At 49.8% G+C, this 15,393-nt stretch carries 22 protein-coding genes; all 22 read left to right on the forward strand.

The window, feature by feature from the left end; genetic code table 11:
• Positions 1-57 precede the first annotated feature (57 nt).
• The 22 genes from AYW75_RS04830 (at position 58) to lepA (ending at position 15,343) form a co-directional block, all read left to right on the forward strand.
• Positions 58-261 (forward strand): hypothetical protein, encoded by a 204-nt coding sequence (locus AYW75_RS04830; protein WP_067096168.1) that lies wholly within the window; start codon positions 58-60, stop codon positions 259-261.
• Complete coding sequence (locus AYW75_RS04835; RefSeq protein ID WP_067096171.1) at positions 258-596, forward strand: head-tail joining protein; 339 nt, start codon at positions 258-260, stop codon at positions 594-596. Before AYW75_RS04830 ends, AYW75_RS04835 begins: the two co-directional genes overlap by 4 nt.
• Positions 562-1,197: a hypothetical protein gene (locus AYW75_RS04840; protein ID WP_067096174.1), complete on the forward strand. Its 636-nt coding sequence runs from the start codon at positions 562-564 to the stop codon at positions 1,195-1,197. The genes AYW75_RS04835 and AYW75_RS04840 overlap by 35 nt, the downstream gene beginning before the upstream one ends.
• 2 nt (positions 1,198-1,199) lie before the next feature.
• On the forward strand, positions 1,200-1,721 hold the full coding sequence (locus AYW75_RS04845) for a hypothetical protein (protein ID WP_067096179.1): 522 nt from the start codon (positions 1,200-1,202) through the stop codon (positions 1,719-1,721).
• Positions 1,718-2,326 carry a phage baseplate assembly protein V gene (locus AYW75_RS04850; RefSeq protein WP_067096182.1) on the forward strand — a complete coding sequence of 203 codons (609 nt, stop codon included), beginning with the start codon at positions 1,718-1,720 and terminating at the stop codon, positions 2,324-2,326. Before AYW75_RS04845 ends, AYW75_RS04850 begins: the two co-directional genes overlap by 4 nt.
• Position 2,327: 1 nt before the next feature.
• Positions 2,328-2,525 carry a hypothetical protein gene (locus AYW75_RS04855; protein ID WP_067096185.1) on the forward strand — a complete coding sequence of 66 codons (198 nt, stop codon included), beginning with the start codon at positions 2,328-2,330 and terminating at the stop codon, positions 2,523-2,525.
• A 9-nt stretch (positions 2,526-2,534) separates the two neighbouring features.
• The gene (locus AYW75_RS04860; protein WP_067096188.1) at positions 2,535-2,873 is read left to right on the forward strand and encodes a GPW/gp25 family protein; all 339 of its coding nucleotides are present in this window, start codon (positions 2,535-2,537) and stop codon (positions 2,871-2,873) included.
• Positions 2,870-3,820 (forward strand): baseplate assembly protein, encoded by a 951-nt coding sequence (locus AYW75_RS04865; protein WP_067096191.1) that lies wholly within the window; start codon positions 2,870-2,872, stop codon positions 3,818-3,820. The genes AYW75_RS04860 and AYW75_RS04865 overlap by 4 nt, the downstream gene beginning before the upstream one ends.
• Positions 3,813-4,346 carry a phage tail protein I gene (locus AYW75_RS04870; RefSeq protein ID WP_067096195.1) on the forward strand — a complete coding sequence of 178 codons (534 nt, stop codon included), beginning with the start codon at positions 3,813-3,815 and terminating at the stop codon, positions 4,344-4,346. The genes AYW75_RS04865 and AYW75_RS04870 overlap by 8 nt, the downstream gene beginning before the upstream one ends.
• Positions 4,347-4,348: 2 nt before the next feature.
• Positions 4,349-4,999, forward strand: a complete 651-nt coding sequence (locus AYW75_RS04875; RefSeq protein ID WP_067096199.1) for a phage tail protein — start codon at positions 4,349-4,351, stop codon at positions 4,997-4,999.
• Positions 4,999-5,316: a hypothetical protein gene (locus AYW75_RS04880; protein ID WP_067096202.1), complete on the forward strand. Its 318-nt coding sequence runs from the start codon at positions 4,999-5,001 to the stop codon at positions 5,314-5,316. The genes AYW75_RS04875 and AYW75_RS04880 overlap by 1 nt, the downstream gene beginning before the upstream one ends.
• Positions 5,317-6,132: a hypothetical protein gene (locus AYW75_RS18975; protein WP_067096205.1), complete on the forward strand. Its 816-nt coding sequence runs from the start codon at positions 5,317-5,319 to the stop codon at positions 6,130-6,132. It begins immediately after the preceding gene.
• A 2-nt stretch (positions 6,133-6,134) separates the two neighbouring features.
• A complete protein-coding gene (locus AYW75_RS04890) occupies positions 6,135-6,590 on the forward strand; it encodes a hypothetical protein (RefSeq protein ID WP_067096208.1) in 456 nt (151 codons plus the stop codon).
• The gene (locus tag AYW75_RS04895) at positions 6,587-6,988 is read left to right on the forward strand and encodes a hypothetical protein (RefSeq protein ID WP_197478900.1); all 402 of its coding nucleotides are present in this window, start codon (positions 6,587-6,589) and stop codon (positions 6,986-6,988) included. The genes AYW75_RS04890 and AYW75_RS04895 overlap by 4 nt, the downstream gene beginning before the upstream one ends.
• 75 nt (positions 6,989-7,063) lie before the next feature.
• Complete coding sequence (locus AYW75_RS04900; RefSeq protein WP_067096210.1) at positions 7,064-8,524, forward strand: phage tail sheath subtilisin-like domain-containing protein; 1,461 nt, start codon at positions 7,064-7,066, stop codon at positions 8,522-8,524.
• Positions 8,524-9,036: a phage major tail tube protein gene (locus AYW75_RS04905; protein WP_067096212.1), complete on the forward strand. Its 513-nt coding sequence runs from the start codon at positions 8,524-8,526 to the stop codon at positions 9,034-9,036. Before AYW75_RS04900 ends, AYW75_RS04905 begins: the two co-directional genes overlap by 1 nt.
• A 77-nt stretch (positions 9,037-9,113) precedes the next feature.
• Complete coding sequence (locus AYW75_RS04910) at positions 9,114-9,404, forward strand: phage tail assembly protein (protein WP_067096215.1); 291 nt, start codon at positions 9,114-9,116, stop codon at positions 9,402-9,404.
• Positions 9,405-9,507: 103 nt separating this feature from the next.
• Positions 9,508-11,727 (forward strand): phage tail tape measure protein, encoded by a 2,220-nt coding sequence (locus AYW75_RS04915; RefSeq protein WP_156490809.1) that lies wholly within the window; start codon positions 9,508-9,510, stop codon positions 11,725-11,727.
• The gene (locus AYW75_RS04920) at positions 11,727-12,122 is read left to right on the forward strand and encodes a phage tail protein (RefSeq protein ID WP_067096220.1); all 396 of its coding nucleotides are present in this window, start codon (positions 11,727-11,729) and stop codon (positions 12,120-12,122) included. Before AYW75_RS04915 ends, AYW75_RS04920 begins: the two co-directional genes overlap by 1 nt.
• Positions 12,106-12,312 (forward strand): tail protein X, encoded by a 207-nt coding sequence (locus tag AYW75_RS04925; RefSeq protein ID WP_067096223.1) that lies wholly within the window; start codon positions 12,106-12,108, stop codon positions 12,310-12,312. Before AYW75_RS04920 ends, AYW75_RS04925 begins: the two co-directional genes overlap by 17 nt.
• Positions 12,303-13,301: a contractile injection system protein, VgrG/Pvc8 family gene (locus tag AYW75_RS04930; protein ID WP_067096226.1), complete on the forward strand. Its 999-nt coding sequence runs from the start codon at positions 12,303-12,305 to the stop codon at positions 13,299-13,301. The genes AYW75_RS04925 and AYW75_RS04930 overlap by 10 nt, the downstream gene beginning before the upstream one ends.
• Before the next feature lie 239 nt (positions 13,302-13,540).
• Complete coding sequence (gene lepA / locus AYW75_RS04935) at positions 13,541-15,343, forward strand: translation elongation factor 4 (protein ID WP_067096230.1); 1,803 nt, start codon at positions 13,541-13,543, stop codon at positions 15,341-15,343.
• Positions 15,344-15,393 lie beyond the last annotated feature (50 nt).

A 15,393-nucleotide genomic window follows, 5' to 3' on the forward strand; every position in this document is an offset into this window, starting at 1 on the left:
TCACCCTAGCAAAAGAGCCGCATACAGCGGCTTTTTGCGTTTCTGGAGAAACAAACCATGTCCGAAGTGATCAAATTTAAAGTGCTTAAAGCCTTTCGTGCGGGGGGCAAGCTGGTGAAAGAGAAAAGCCAAATCAGCATTGGCGAACGCTTAACCAAAGCTGAAGCGCGTGCGCTGGTATCGCAAGGCAAGCTTGAGCCGGCTACTGCCGCCAAAGCTGCTGATGCCACTGATGATGGTGGAAAAGGCGACTCTAAATGAGTTGGCGAGAAGAGGTGGCGTCTATGGACGCCGCTCTTATGGCTGAATTTGCCGATGAAGTCACGATATTGCCTGGCAATGCCATCGTGATGGGGATCTTTGAAGACCCAGCGATCGGCGGTTCTCTCAAGTCCGGCGGTCATGTTGTCGCGTCGCAAGGTTATGTGTTTATCCGCGATGAAGATGCAGAAGGCATTGATTACAAATCAGAGCTGATTGTCATTGGCAAGCGTTGGAAAGTCGTTGCACCGCCACATCGTGACGGTACCGGAATGACCAAGTTTATTTTGGGTAAAGCAAATGAGCAGCAAAGACTCCCTGACGTTCAATATTGATTTAGAAGAGGTCGCCGCGATCTCTTCTGTTCTTGAAGCCACGGAAACCCAAATGCTGGCAGCGTTCAATAGGGCGCTTTCTAGAACGCAAACAACAATGATGAAGCATTCTAGAAAGCTTCTTTCAGATGAGCTTGGGGCTAAATCTGCAAAGCGCTTACAGCGTCGAATTCAGTCCTTTAGATTGAGACGAGCTAAAAAAGGGCAGGTTGGAGATCTAAAGCTTTGGACTGGTCTTAACGATATTTCCGTTCAGTGGGTGAAGGGGCGAATGATTGCCAAGCGCAATGCAGGCGCTTCATTTTCATCAAGCAAGCTTGGAAAGCATCGTTATGATCGAGGGTTTATTTTTGAGCGAGAAGGTAAAAAGTACCTTTATGAGCGCGACTCAAAAGGCATTCGCGCTGCGAGAATACCAATACCGGACAGCATATCTAAAAAGCTCAGCGATGAGGTGTTGAGCATGCTTCCTGATGTGTTTATGCACCACTTTGAAATCGACTTAAAGGGACGAGTTAAGACTGGGCTTATGAAGGTTGACTGGTGGACTGGCCGTGAGAAAGCGGCAGACAAGAAGGCTAGATTGGAAAGGGGTGGTTAGCAGTGGGTATTAATTTAAATGAACACGCTCAAGCCGTGATCTCTCATTTGACTGAGAAATTCAATGGCACTCTTCATTCGATCGAAGAGTACCCAGATGAGTTTGGCAGTATTCAGGCGCCTTGCGCGTTCTTTGGGGTGTTGGATTGGGAGCGCGCGGAAGAGCAGCGCATGACGGGTGAGTTAACCGTCGATCTTAACTGCCAGTTGCTAATAGTCTTTGGCCAAGACGGCACAGTCTCTCAAAATGATGTGCGTAACCGTGCAATGGGAGCCTCGCTTTTTATTGATGATCAGAACTTTGGGTTGGATGCTGAGCCTGCGCGTTTTATCTCTGCTCAGCCGTTTGCGTTTGATCCAGACCTTGAGCAGTACGTAGTTTGGTCGGTGGATTTTAAACAAGAAATCGACATAGGTGTCGATCAGTTTGATGCGGTACCAGATTTCCAGCCGACGGGTATTTTTTTACGCGAAACAGTTTGTCGAACTGATGAGGATCCTGGCGAATATGTGGAGCTGACATGAGCGAGATAGATTTTATCGTTAGAGATCTGCAGCGGCGTTTAGCCAACATGATCCGCCGTGGCACGATCCACAGCGTGGATTTTGAGTCCAATCCGCCGCTTGTAAAAGTCGAATACAAAAAAGACGTGATAAGTGGTTGGTTGCCATGGGTCGCGGGCCGCGTTGGTCATGCGGCCACTTGGGAGCCGATCAAAGTCGGTGAGCCTGTGCTGATATTATCCGAGTCGGGCGAAATGTCCGCAGGCGTGGTGTTGCCATCGTTCCCCAGTATCGAAATGTCATTGCCGGATAACAAAGCAACAACACACGTCACTCGTTATGAAGACGGTACAACAGTCACATACGATCGTGAGGCGCACAAATTGACAGTTGATGTTGTTGGCTCAGTGCATCTTGAAGCAGACGATAAGATCAGCGTGCAGTGCAAAAAGGCCACGGTCAATGCAGATCAAACGATCAAGATCACGGCTGGCAGCACGATCACAGCCGATGGCTCCCAAATCAAGCTAAATGGTGGCACAGGCGTGGTCACCGGTGCTCATATTTGCATGGTGACAGGTAAACCGCACGGTGACTGCTCATCAACAGTGACAGCGGGGAAATAGCATGGCACTAGATCCAGAGAAACTAGCGCAAGATATTGAATCAGCAATGGCCGCGCGCGGGTTTGATCCCGTGGCGGAAAAATCCGCAGGACATCAATGGTGGCTGGCCTTCGCTGAGGGCATCGTCACTCACATCACTCAAAACGCTGAGGTGCCAGTCACTGGCGGCAGCTCAGCAGGCGCTTACAAAGTCACATAGTAGGTCAATATGTCCGGAATGAATGCAATCACAGGTGCCAGCCTTAGTGGTCTGGCTCACCTGCGACAAAGTGTGCGTGACATTTTGACTACGCCGATTGGCTCGCGGGTAATGCAGCGCGAATACGGCTCACGCTTGTTTGAGTTGATCGATGCGCCCACCAATGCTGGAACGATCGCAGACATTATCGGTGCCACGGCGGATGCGCTGGCGAAGTGGGAGCCGCGCATCAAAGTGAAAAAAGTCGAAGTGAATGCGGTCCAAGTCGGCCACATCACGGTCACAATTTATGGCGTTCAGCTGGTCGATGGCCAGCCGATCGCGCTTGAGGGGATAGAAATACGATGAGCGAATTTACATCCATCGATCTCAGTCAACTATCTGCCCCAAGTGTCGTTGAGGTACTTTCTTACGACACGATTTTAGAAGAAATGAAAACTGCACTGGCGGTTGAGCTTGGCACTCGTGAATGGGATATGCCATCAGAGCCAATCGTCAAGCTGCTTGAGATCAGCGCATATCGAGAGCTGATTATTCGCCAGCGAGTCAATGAAGCAGCTAAGCAAACGATGCTGGCTTATGCATCTGGAACTACCCTCGATCATGAGGTTGCTAGATTTGGTGTGGAGCGTCTGGATGGCGAGACCGATGAGCAATTGAGATTTCGTGGCCAGCTTGCACTTGAGGGGTTTAGTACTGCTGGGCCAGAGGGGGCGTATATTTTTCATGCATTATCCGCTTCTAGCTTTGTAAAAGGGGTTTCTATTGAGGCTCCAAAGTTCGGGTATGCTGATTTAAGCGCAGAGCTACAAGCTCAGTTGGCTCCTGATGTTATCGTTTTGAAGGTGCTGGATGATGTTGGGTTAGTTGATCCGCAGCCTGGGAATGTAGCGGTTAATCTGCTTTCTCGGGATGGTAATGGTGTTGCATCAACCGATTTGGTTAATGTGGTTGATAGTCATCTTGAGCATGAGGATGTGAGACCTGTTACCGATATTCCAGTTGTGAGGTCTGTAGAGATTTTGGAGTATCAAATTGATGCAGACTTATATTTTTATGACGGCCCAGATAAAACAGTAGTTTTGGCGGAGGCGATATCGGCGGTACAAAGCTATGTGTCGGAGCAGCATCAAAACGGAAAAAGCATCGAGATATCGGCTATTTATGCATCCTTGCATCGAACAGGTGTTAAGCGAGTGGATTTAAGGTCTCCCGTCGCTCCGATCGAATGCACAAAACGTCAGGCGGCTTATTGTACGGCGATTAATATCGCTGATGGTGATGCTAATGAGTGACTCATTATTACCACCTAACGCCACGGATCTGGAGCTGGCCGTTGAGAAGGTCTTGTCGCGCTCTGATCAAATCCCTATTCCAATTGACACGCTTTGGAGTGCGGAAAACGCACCCGAAAACACCTTGCCGTGGCTCGCTTGGGCGTTATCCGTTGATGAATGGTCTAGTGATTGGTCAGTTGAGACTAAGCGATCAGTCATTCAAAGCAGTCCATCAGTTCACAAAGTGAAGGGGGCTGTGGGTGCTGTTAGGCGAGCCATTGCCAGTGTCAGTATCGACATAAATTTAGTTGAGTGGTGGCAGCAAGAGTCTGCTGTGCCGTTTACATTTCGAGCAGATGTCGTAATACCTGAAAGCGGGATATCTGAGAGCAAGTTGACGGAAGTTAAGCGAGTTGTGGCAGCGTCTAAAAACGCCCGCTCGCATTTAACACATTTTCGATTAACGCATGAGCAAAGCGCTGGGGTCTTTATGACCGCTATGCTGTCCGTGCGTGACAAAATTCAAATCTATCCAGTGGAGTAACTATGTCAACAAAAGTAACGCTGATTGGGCAAACCAAGCTAGCTGGATCGGTTGCGTCCGATCCGCTGGAATTGTACGAAGTTGCTGTCGGTTCTGGTGTTGTTGTGTTTGATGAAAACACGTCGGCCATGACTGCATTGGTCAATGAAGAGGCCCGCTTTGTGATCCCAAGTGGGGGTATAGCAACACACGAATCAAACGAAAATTGGATTGGTGTGACGGTAGTGATCCCGCTCGATTCGGGCGGCTATACGATCCGTGAAATAGGTGTATTTGATAACGATGGCGACTTGATCGCAATCGGGTCATTTCCTGAAACCGAAAAGCCCGCCGTTACTGATCCCGATGCGCGCGAAATTGAGGTCACGATGTGGATCAACGTCGGTGCAGATGCCAATGTCTCAATTGTGATCGATCCGCAAAACCAAGTGACAGAAAAGTTTGTCAGTGACTCACTCTCGGCGCACGCGCAAGGGCGAGATCACCCGCAAGCGACAGAAACCGATCTGGGCTTTGCTCGACTGGCAACCACCGAAGAAGCTGTTGCAGGTCAAAGTAATTCATTGTCTGTTACGCCCACTGGTGTAAAAGCAAGTGTTGAACAAAATAAGCGATCAAATTGGGCGCTTAATTTTTATATGGGTAATGCGTAATGAGCGGATTATTAGGTAAAGCGGCATTGGTCGCGGACACAGACACGGAGATTTATACCGTGCCAGCCAACACGGTTACCACATTGAGTGTTTTGATCGTCAATCGTGGAACGGACAGTGCGAAATTTCGTGTGGCGATCACGGATGCAGTGTCGCCCGCCGCTGCTGATTACATTGAGTATGACGCCACGATACCGGTAGCTGGTGGGGTTTTTGAGCGAACGGGGTTGGTGTGTAGTGCGGGTGAGCAGGTATTTGTGCGATCTAGCACGGCCAATTGTTCAGTGCGTGTAAATGGTTTTGAGCAGGGGGTCTAAATGGGACGTTTATTGAATGGCTCTTTAGATTCATTGGGATCAGTTAGTCCATTATCTGTGGGGTTTGGCAATGGTCAAATGATGATTATTGCTAAAACTATGACGTTTGTTGTGCCCGAGAATATCTATTCTTTAAGAGTGCGGCAATGGGGCGCAGGAGCGGGATCTGGATCTGGTATGGGGTCTGGTGGTGGGGGTGGTTTTTCGATAAAAACATGCTCTGTAACGCCGGGTGAAATAATAGAGGTAACAGTAGGTGAGGGTGGTAAAGATGGTGGCATGTCCGGCAGTTCTTCGTCCTTCGGTGCCTATTTTTCTGCTACTGGAGGTCAGGGTCCGACGGGTACAGCTGGCGGCAACGGCGGTGTTGGTGTTGGCGGAGATATTAACACGACTGGTGGGCGTGGTGGTAACTATAGCAGCTCATATTTTGGCGGTGGCGGTGGCGTTGCTAGTCTGATGGGCGATGGCGGCGATGGCGGTGATGGCGGTGGTTATCAATCTGGAGAGAGTGCTGCCTCTGGCGGTGGCGGTGGCCAGTATAGTGCGTCATATGGCAATGGCGGCACTGGTTTTAGTGGCTCTGGGGCGACGATGAACGATGCAGCAACAGCGGGCCTGATTGATTATATTGATTATATTGGTACCGGCGGTGGTGGTGTTGGTGGTGGAACCAGTGGGGTTAGTTGTGCAGGGATTAATGGAGGTGGCGGCGGCGGGTCTAATTACGGTGCCGGTTCTGGAGGGTTTCCCGGTGGCGGTGCTGGAGGGTCCGAGGCCAAAGGCGGCGATGGTTTGGTAATTGTGGAGTGGTAATTATGTCTAACTATGCGCGAATTATTAACAATGTGGCGGTCGATGTGTCCGCCGATCCTGATGCTAAGTATCACCCGCAAATAGCGTCTGAGTTTCAGCCTGTACCTGATGATGTAAAACGTGGCTGGGTGTTGAGTGATGGCGAATGGAGTGCTCCGATTGAAGTTGCTCCTGTAGTGGTTGAGTCAAAAGCCCCCACGGTTAGCGTCACGGCATTTATGTTGCTGTGGACATCGAAAGAGCGTGTGAAATTAAAGCAATCGCGCGTGGATGATCCGATAATTGATGACTTTTTTGATATTTTGGACGGTGCGGAAACGGTCGATCTTGCGCTTAACTCTACTCAACAAGGCGTTGAGTATTGTCTAACGTATCTCGAAGGTTTGGAAGGCGGCATTCTGGCGGGTGTCAGTGTTGCAGATCGTAAGACTCAAATTTTGTCGGGTGAATTGCAGTGATTAAAAAAGCTTGGCTTTACTGTCTTGACCAGCCCTATACTTTTGAGCATCCATTGCTTAAAGGTGTTGATTTTGAAAACGAGTGGGTGACGATCAGCAAGGGACAAATGACGATCGCTTGCCGCTACGCTTGGGACGGTTGTACGCCACGCTACCACGTTGCAGGGCTGTTTTCGATTGGAGTGCCAAACGGCATTTTGCGTCTGGGTAAACCGTGGACGTATTTTGCGAGTTTAGTGCATGACGTGTTCTGTCAGTTTCGGTATCAAATTTTTATTTCGAAGCAGTCTGTCGTGCAGATATTTGACGACATTCTAAAACGGGATAAATGGCCGCTTCGGCCATTGTATGTAAAGGCGGTCGATCGACTCGGCCCGCAAGACTTTTTAATTAACTGATCATGGCCGCGAAGCGGTTTTTTTTGTGCCTAAGCCTCGCATCTGCGGGGCTTTTTAGTATCTAAAGGTGACTAAATGGCGGGAACAACATTTTTACATGGCGTGGAGGTTATCGAGGTCGATAATGGCTCGCGCTCCATTCAAACCGTGCGATCGGCCGTGATTGGTCTGGTTGGTACGGCTCCAAATGCCGCCGGTGCAACAGCGGCAACGGTAACGATCGGTTCAGCCATTTTAAATGATGGCTTGGTGATCACGGCTGTGACTGCAGGCATGGAAGGTAATGCCTGCAGTATTGAGTTGGTTGATCCTGGTGCGCCTAATGTGGCGATCTCTGCTGTAGAGGATGGCTCTAAGATCACGGTAACGCTCGGCACAGATGCCGAGGGCGCAATTCGCTCTACGGCGAACGATGTGGATTTAGCATTGGATACCATCACTCTGGTGGCCGCGACTGTGCTGGGTGACGGCACAGGTGAAGTGGTGCCGCTGTCTCAGACGTTCCTTGCAGGCGGTGCAGATGAGCCGTTCCCATTAGGTGTGCCGGTGGCTGTGGCTGGTGATCAAAGTGTGGTCGATCAGCTCGGCTCCTCTGGCACGTTAGCCAAAGCATTTGACGATATCTTTGATCAAACAGGTGCGTTGGTGATCGTGGTGCGCGTGGATGAGGGAGCTGACTCAGCGGAAACTCAAGCCAACGTGATTTTGGGTATGGACGGCTGGCTAGCGGCTAAGACGGAGACAGGCTATCAGCCTCGTATTTTGATCGCCCCAGAGTTCTCTCAATTTGATGGCGTAGCTGCGGAAATGTCTGCGAAAGCAGAACGTTTGCGTGCGATCGCATACTTAGACTGCGAAATGACAGCCACTTATACAGACGCAATGAAGCGCGCGCGTAACTACGGCCGCCGTGTTGAAATCTCTTGGCCTTGGGTCAAGGTGTTTGATACCGACCTGGCTAAAAACGTGGCTCGCCCGCTGTCTGGTCGTGCTGCTGGTCTGCGTGCTCGTATCGATGCTGATAAAGGTTTTTGGTGGTCCAAATCTAACCAAGAGATTTTTGGCATTGTCGGTACGTATCAGCCAGTCGACTGGGCGCTGGACGATCCAAACACCACCGCAAATATGCTGAATGAAAACAAAGTCAGCACCGTGATCAATGAAGGCGGCTACAAATACTGGGGCAACCGCACTTGTTCCACTGACCCAAAGTGGGCGTTTGAGTATGTTCGTCGAACAGCTGACATACTGAATGATTCAGTACAGCGCGCCCATTTGTGGGCAGTCGATGCAAGTGTTGGTAAGACTTACGTCTATGATGTGGTTGAGGGCGTTAATGCCTATATGCGAGAGCTGATCGCTCTAGGGGCATTGATCGGCGGACGCTGTTGGGCTGACATCTCCATTAATTCTTCCGCAACGCTGGCAAAGGGCGTTGTTTACTTTGATTTCGATTTTTGTCCTCCAGGCATTGCCGAGCACATTATTTTCCGCTCTCGGCTTGAGCAGGGTTACTTAGAAGAGGTATTCGCATAATGGCTGCAGATAACATGTTACGCCGCTGGGCGATCTGGGTGGATGGTATTGGCAAGGCCGGTAATGCGACTAGCTACACGCCGCCGGTTATCAATGTTCGAACAACGGACTTTGAGTCGGGTGATATGGATATGCCCGTGCCGATCGATGATGGTATGGATCCGCTTGAGGCGTCGTTTTCAATTGCGGGTATTGATCCAACCACGTTGGTACTGTTTGGTTTTCGCTCTGGAGGTTCGCTGCGAGTGAGTGCGCGTACCACTTACGACAATCGCCAAGGTGAAGTGAAAGAGTTGGTAGAAACGCTGGGCGGCATGATCACCAGTATCGACCGTGGCGAGCAGGGTACTGGTTCTCAGCGTGATCGAGCGCAGGCACACACGATGAAGCTCGACTATTACAAGGTCGAGTATGACGGTCAGACGCTGATCGAGATCGAACCGGTCAACGGCATCCGTAAGCTTGATGGGACGGATCAGCTGGCTGGCATTAAGGCGGCAATGGGGCTGTAATAGTCCCACTTTCCTTTCTGTTGTATTTCCTGTTTTTGGGTCGCTGATGTGGCCCTTTTTTATTTCTTGGAGTTGTTATGTCTTACCCGAATAAAACCGTTGAGCTGAAGCTTGAGTTTCCGATCATGGTCAATGGTAATGAAACGAACACGTTAACAGTCCGTCGCCCAACATTGCGCGACAATATGATCGCTGACAAAAAAGAAACCACTACAGATAAAGAAATCTGCATGATTACGCATCTGACTGGTCTTGATGAAGATGACCTTTATAACTTGGATATGAGCGACTTTGACGCTCTAACCGAGGTGGTTGTGGGTTTTCGCAAGAAATCGAAATCAGAGAGCGAGACCTCCAGCGGGGAATGATCGCACTGGCCAGTCACACTGGCTGGTCGATCTGTGAAATGTTGGATCTTCCAGTTTCGGTTTTTATCGAGTTCTTAGAGTGCCTACCTAAGAAAGAGGGCGCGTGATGGTTGGACAAAACCTAAAAACAGTCGTCCAGCTGGGCGGCACAGTCGATAGCTCATTTCAAAAAATTGGCTCTACGTTTGAGAAAACGATGGGGCAAGCGACACGCACAGTCAAAGACCTAGAGCGTGAGCAAAACAATCTTACTCGCTCGATCGAGAAGTCCACTAAAGCGGCTGCGGATGCAGACAAGCTCGATCAGATGCAAGCCGAGAGCCTGCAAAACGTTCAGCGGCTAGGCTCTGAGCGTCAAAACCTTACTCGCACGATTAATGGTCAAACCAGTGCTATTCGTCGATTAGATAAAGCGCTTGAAAGCACAGACGATCCCACAGAAGTGCAGCGACTGACAGCTGAGCGTGAGCAGCTAAATGCCACGCTTGATGATGAACGCAAGAAGCGTGACCGCATCACGACTGAGATCAAGTCGAACGAAAAAGCCCAGAAGCAGTACGCAAAAGAGGCCAAAGGAATCCGTGACAACATTCAGGACGCTGGCGAGCTGTCAGGCCGCTTGAATGATGTCAGTGGTGAGTTAAAAGACGCCAAGAGAAACGCCGATGGTTTATCCAAAGCGGGCAAGCTTGGCAGTACGTTCCGCACGATCGGTGCCGGTGCGGCTTATGCTAGTGCTGCCGTTGGTGGTTTGGTTGCCACGCTGGGTGGCTTGATGACCATGACAAATGAAAACACGGCTGAAATGGTCGGGTTGGCTCAAGCATACGACATGAACGTCGAGCAGTTTGCTGCTTGGGGCGGTGTGGCTAAGCAGGCGGGTCTAGAAATGGACACTGTCGGCGACATGGTCGAAGAGCTCAGCAATAAATTCGGTGAGTTTAAAGCGCTGGGTGAGCAGTCGTCTGTAGCGGATGTGTTCGGTGCTCTGGGTATCGACCAGGCAATGATGGACGGTATGGAAACCGCTGATCAGTTTGAGTTCATTATGAACAGACTGCAGCAGGTAGGCGATAAGCAGCAAGCGGCATCATTGGCCGACATGCTGTTCGGCGGTGAAGGCAATAAAATATCGATGTATATCCGTAACACGGGTAAATCGATTGATGAGTTGCTAGAGCGTCAGCGTGACCTCAATCAGCTAACTAATGAAGGCGGTGCCGGTGCGCAAAAGTACGGATATGCGTTTAAAAACCTAAAGACCGTCGTTACGTCCAGTTGGCAAGAAATCAGCGGCATCGTTGGTGGTGAGCTCGCGGGCGAGATCGATGATCTAGGGGATTCGATCGCAGGCTTCGTGCGTGAGCATAAAGACGAAATCGTGGTCACTATCAAGGGGTTGATCACCACTGCAGGCGATGCGGTCAATGTGGTTTGGGAGCTAGGAAAAACCGTTAACTCAGTCGTGCAGACGTTTGGCGGATGGGAAACGGTAGGCGCGGTGGTGGCTGGCATGCTCGCGGGCAAGTTAGTTGTCGGTATTGCTGGTGTTGTGAGCACTGGCCTAAGCATGATCAAGATGCTCGGTGCGGCCAAAGTTGGCATGGCGGGGCTCAATGTTGTTATGGCCGCTAACCCTATCGGGCTTGTTGCAGCGGCTGTTGGTGCGCTGGTGACGGGCGGGATTCTGCTTTACCAAAACTGGGGCAAAATCACGGCGTGGTTTGGGGGAAATCTGCCGTGGGTTGGTGAGCTATTCACTAGCGTGTGGGACGGCATCAAAACGGCATTCAGCTGGACGCCCCTTGGCATGATTGTGAACAACTGGGAGCCAATCACAAGCTTTTTTAGCGGATTGTTTGATGGTATCGGTAATATCATAAGCAGCCGAATTGAGTCGATTAAAGGCACGATCGACACAGTTAAGGGTTGGGTTGGAAAGCTCAAGTTTTGGGAGAGTGACGATGAGGAGAAAGCGCCTGAGCAAAGAGTCGTTCAGCCAGTAAAATCTAACGTCGTTCGACCAAATGTTGACTCGTGGCGACAGCGTGATTTGGATGCTCGTCTCGAGGAGCGTAGAGAGAGGAATCGAGGCCGAGTAAATCAGGCTCGTTCAGAGCTCGATGTTCCAGCTTCTCGCGGCGCAGATGTGATTGCTAAAGCTGAGATGGGCTCTCGTGGCACCACGGTCAATCAAACCGTTGGCAATATCGAGATCCATGCAGCGCCTGGTCAATCGCCGCAAGAAGTTGCTCGTGCAGTGCATGATGAATTGCGCGGCACGCGTAACTCAGCGCTTTATGATTTACCGGAGGTTGGCTGATGGCCAGTGTTCTAATGAAGTGGGGCGACTTACGCTTTGAGATAAGCCGTGCGGCTTACAATGAGATGACTAAGTCGTGGCAATGGAATTGGCAATCGCAGGGGCGTATCGGTCAATCCGATGCGCTCCAGTGCACCGGCAAGGAGGCGGACACGATATCGATCTCAGGTACCGTGGCTGCAGCGTTTTTGGGTGTGGGGATTAATCAGATCCAAAACATTGCTGACGTTGGCAACGAAATGGAGCCAAAGCTGATGACGAGCGGTTTGGGTGACGTGATGGGCTATTGGGTGCTGAAGTCGCTCAAAGAGAGCGGATCGCGCTTCGTTAAGGGCGGTGCACCACGTCGACAGGAATTTAGTGCGGAGTTTGCTTTCTATGGCGACAGTTTATAGAACAAGAGACGGTGATGTGCTGGACGCTATCTGCAGGAGACACTACGGTACGGAAGCCGTGTTTCTGCAGGTGCTAAATGCGAACCCCGGTCTCAGTAATTTAGGGGCAAAGTTCGCGGCAGGTGTTGAGATTACACTGCCAGAAATTGAGCTACCGAAGAAAGAGCCAGAGGCCAGTTTATGGGATTAGATAAAGCGTGGTCGCCGCGATTTTCGCTGACAGAAAGCGGTACCGATATCACGTCTCGTATGGCCCCGTATCTATCGAGCCTGACGTATACGGACAATGCGGGTGATACAGCGGATCAGCTAAAAATCACCCTTGCGTCTGATCGGTTGCCAACGCCTCAAGCTGGTGCCGTACTTCGGCTCGGCTTGGGTTTTGGTGATCAGCTAGTGGATAAAGGTCAGTTTGTGGTCGATGAAGTCACCGTGGCTGGACCGCCGAGACAAATCACAATCATTGCCAGCGCATCACCAATGGATGATCGCAAGCAGACGGGCACTCTGCAGTCACAAAAAACACGGAGTTGGGACAACGTCTCAGTTGGCCAACTCGTGAATGAAATGGCAGGCGATAATGGCTTAGAGGCTCGCGTGTCGGATGAGCTGGCAAGCATCCAGATTGAGCACTTGGATCAAGTAGCAGAGTCCGATATGGCTGTGCTGACTCGACTAGCAAAACGATTTGGTGCGGTGGCTAAACCAGCAGGCGGCTATCTGATGTTTATCAAAGAGGGCGAGGGTAAGTCGGCAAGCGGTCGCGAGCTGAAAAGCATCACACTGACACCGGATCTTGGTACCAGTTACCAGTTCCGATCGGCCAGTCGAACAAAGATCAAAAGCGTCACCGCAGAATACACAGATAAAGCAACCGGCAAGCCTGAAACCGTCACAGTCGGCCAGGGCGAGCCGACCTTTAAGATTGTATTTCCATTTCCAACGCGCGAAGAGGCCATCGCGGCCGCAGAATCGCGCATGAACAAAGCACAATCCGACAGCGGCACCATGTCGCTGATACTGCCCGCCACGCCAGAAAGCATGGCATTGGTGGCAGAAAGCAAAATCAATCTAATTGGTTTTGGTGCTGCAGAAGACGGCGGATGGCGAGCAAAAGCCCTGCGCTGGACGCTGGCAGGTGGCGGAATGGTGTTATCGATCGAGGGTGATCGAAAATAAAAAAACGCCCCTGATCGGGGCGTTTTTTTTGTTTATTCGGTTGATGGTTCTGATAGTAGTTTAGTCGAGCAAACAAACTGCGCAATTGCTTTCATGCTTTGCGCTATCAACTCGCGCCCAGTCCTAGTATAATCCCGCGCAATTATTTCGTTTATATTCATTGTTACCCGTTGCACCCCGCGAGCTTTAGTACATATATGAGTACATAAAATCGCACAACGGAACTATTGAGGGGCAAAATGTCCAATAATCTCAAGCACATACGCAATTTCAGTATCATTGCCCACATCGATCACGGTAAGTCTACGTTAGCAGACCGTTTTATTCAAAACTGTGAAGGCTTAACTGCACGTGAAATGTCTAACCAAGTGTTAGATTCGATGGACATCGAGCGTGAGCGTGGGATCACAATCAAAGCTCAAAGTGTCACGCTAGATTACCATGCAAAAGACGGTGAGACTTATCAACTAAATTTCATCGATACACCTGGGCACGTGGACTTTTCGTATGAAGTGTCTCGTTCTCTAGCAGCCTGCGAGGGTGCACTGTTGGTCGTTGATGCGGCACAAGGTGTAGAGGCCCAGTCGGTGGCAAACTGCTACACTGCTATTGAACAAGGCTTGGAAGTTATGCCTGTTCTAAATAAAATCGATTTACCTCAAGCTGAGCCTATTCGGGTGGCAGAAGAGATTGAAGAGATTATTGGTATTGATGCGACCGACGCTGTTACCTGTTCGGCAAAGACCGGCATGGGCGTAGAAGATGTTCTTGAGCGGCTTGTCGCTACAATTCCACCTCCAGAAGGTGACACCGATGCACCTCTACAAGCACTTATTATTGACTCGTGGTTTGATAATTATCTAGGTGTTGTATCCTTGGTGCGAATTAAGCAGGGAACACTTGCGAAAAAAGATAAAATCTTCATTAAGTCGACAAAACAGTCACATCCAGTTGATAACGTTGGTATTTTTACCCCTAAACGTAAAGAGACGGGTGTACTGCGTGCTGGTGAAGTGGGCTATGTGATCGCGGGTATTAAAGATATTCATGGTGCACCTGTAGGTGACACGATCACTCACATTGCGACACCTGATGTTCCTCAGCTAGAAGGTTTCCAAAAAGTTAAGCCTCAGGTTTATGCAGGTCTCTTCCCAGTCAGCTCTGATGACTACGAAGACTTCCGTGAGGCACTGGATAAACTAACCTTGAACGATGCTTCGTTATTCTTCGAGCCTGAAACATCTGATGCCTTAGGCTTTGGCTTTCGTTGTGGCTTCTTAGGAATGTTGCATATGGAAATCATTCAAGAGCGCTTAGAGCGTGAATATAATCTTGATTTGATTACCACTGCACCGACTGTTGTGTATGAGGTGGAACTAAACAGTGATGAAATAATCAATGTAGATAGTCCCTCGAAAATGCCTGACCCAAGTACTATCCGTGAGATGCGTGAACCCGTGGTGGAAGCTAATATTCTAGTGCCGCAGGAGTACCTTGGAAATGTCATTTCACTGTGTGTTGAAAAACGTGGTGTTCAAAAAGATATGCTGTATGTGGGTAGCCAAGTACAGTTGCGTTATCACTTACCGATGAACGAAGTGGTGTTAGATTTTTTTGACCGTTTAAAATCTTGCAGTCGTGGTTTTGCATCATTGGATTATTCTTTCCATCATTTTGAAGCTGCGCCGTTGGTGCGTTTGGATGTCATGATCAACGGTGAGCGTGTGGATGCCTTGGCGATCATCATGCACCGTGACAATGTTCAAACCAAAGGTCGAGCGTTGTGTGAGAAAATGAAGGATTTGATCCCTCGTCAAATGTTTGATGTTGCGATTCAAGGAGCCGTCGGAGCAAAAGTTATTGCACGTACTACGGTCAAAGCATTACGTAAAAACGTAACCGCTAAGTGTTATGGTGGTGATGTGAGTCGTAAGAAAAAGCTACTGCAGAAGCAAAAAGAAGGTAAGAAGCGTATGAAGCAAGTGGGTAATGTTGAAGTGCCACAAAGTGCGTTCTTAGCCGTGTTAAAAGTAGATAGCTAAGACGGGAATGATAAAGGGCCGCCCATATGTGCGGCTCTTTTACTTGGAGA

Origin of the sequence: Marinomonas atlantica, from assembly GCF_001639725.1 — a bacterium.
GTDB lineage: Bacteria > Pseudomonadota > Gammaproteobacteria > Pseudomonadales > Marinomonadaceae > Marinomonas > Marinomonas atlantica.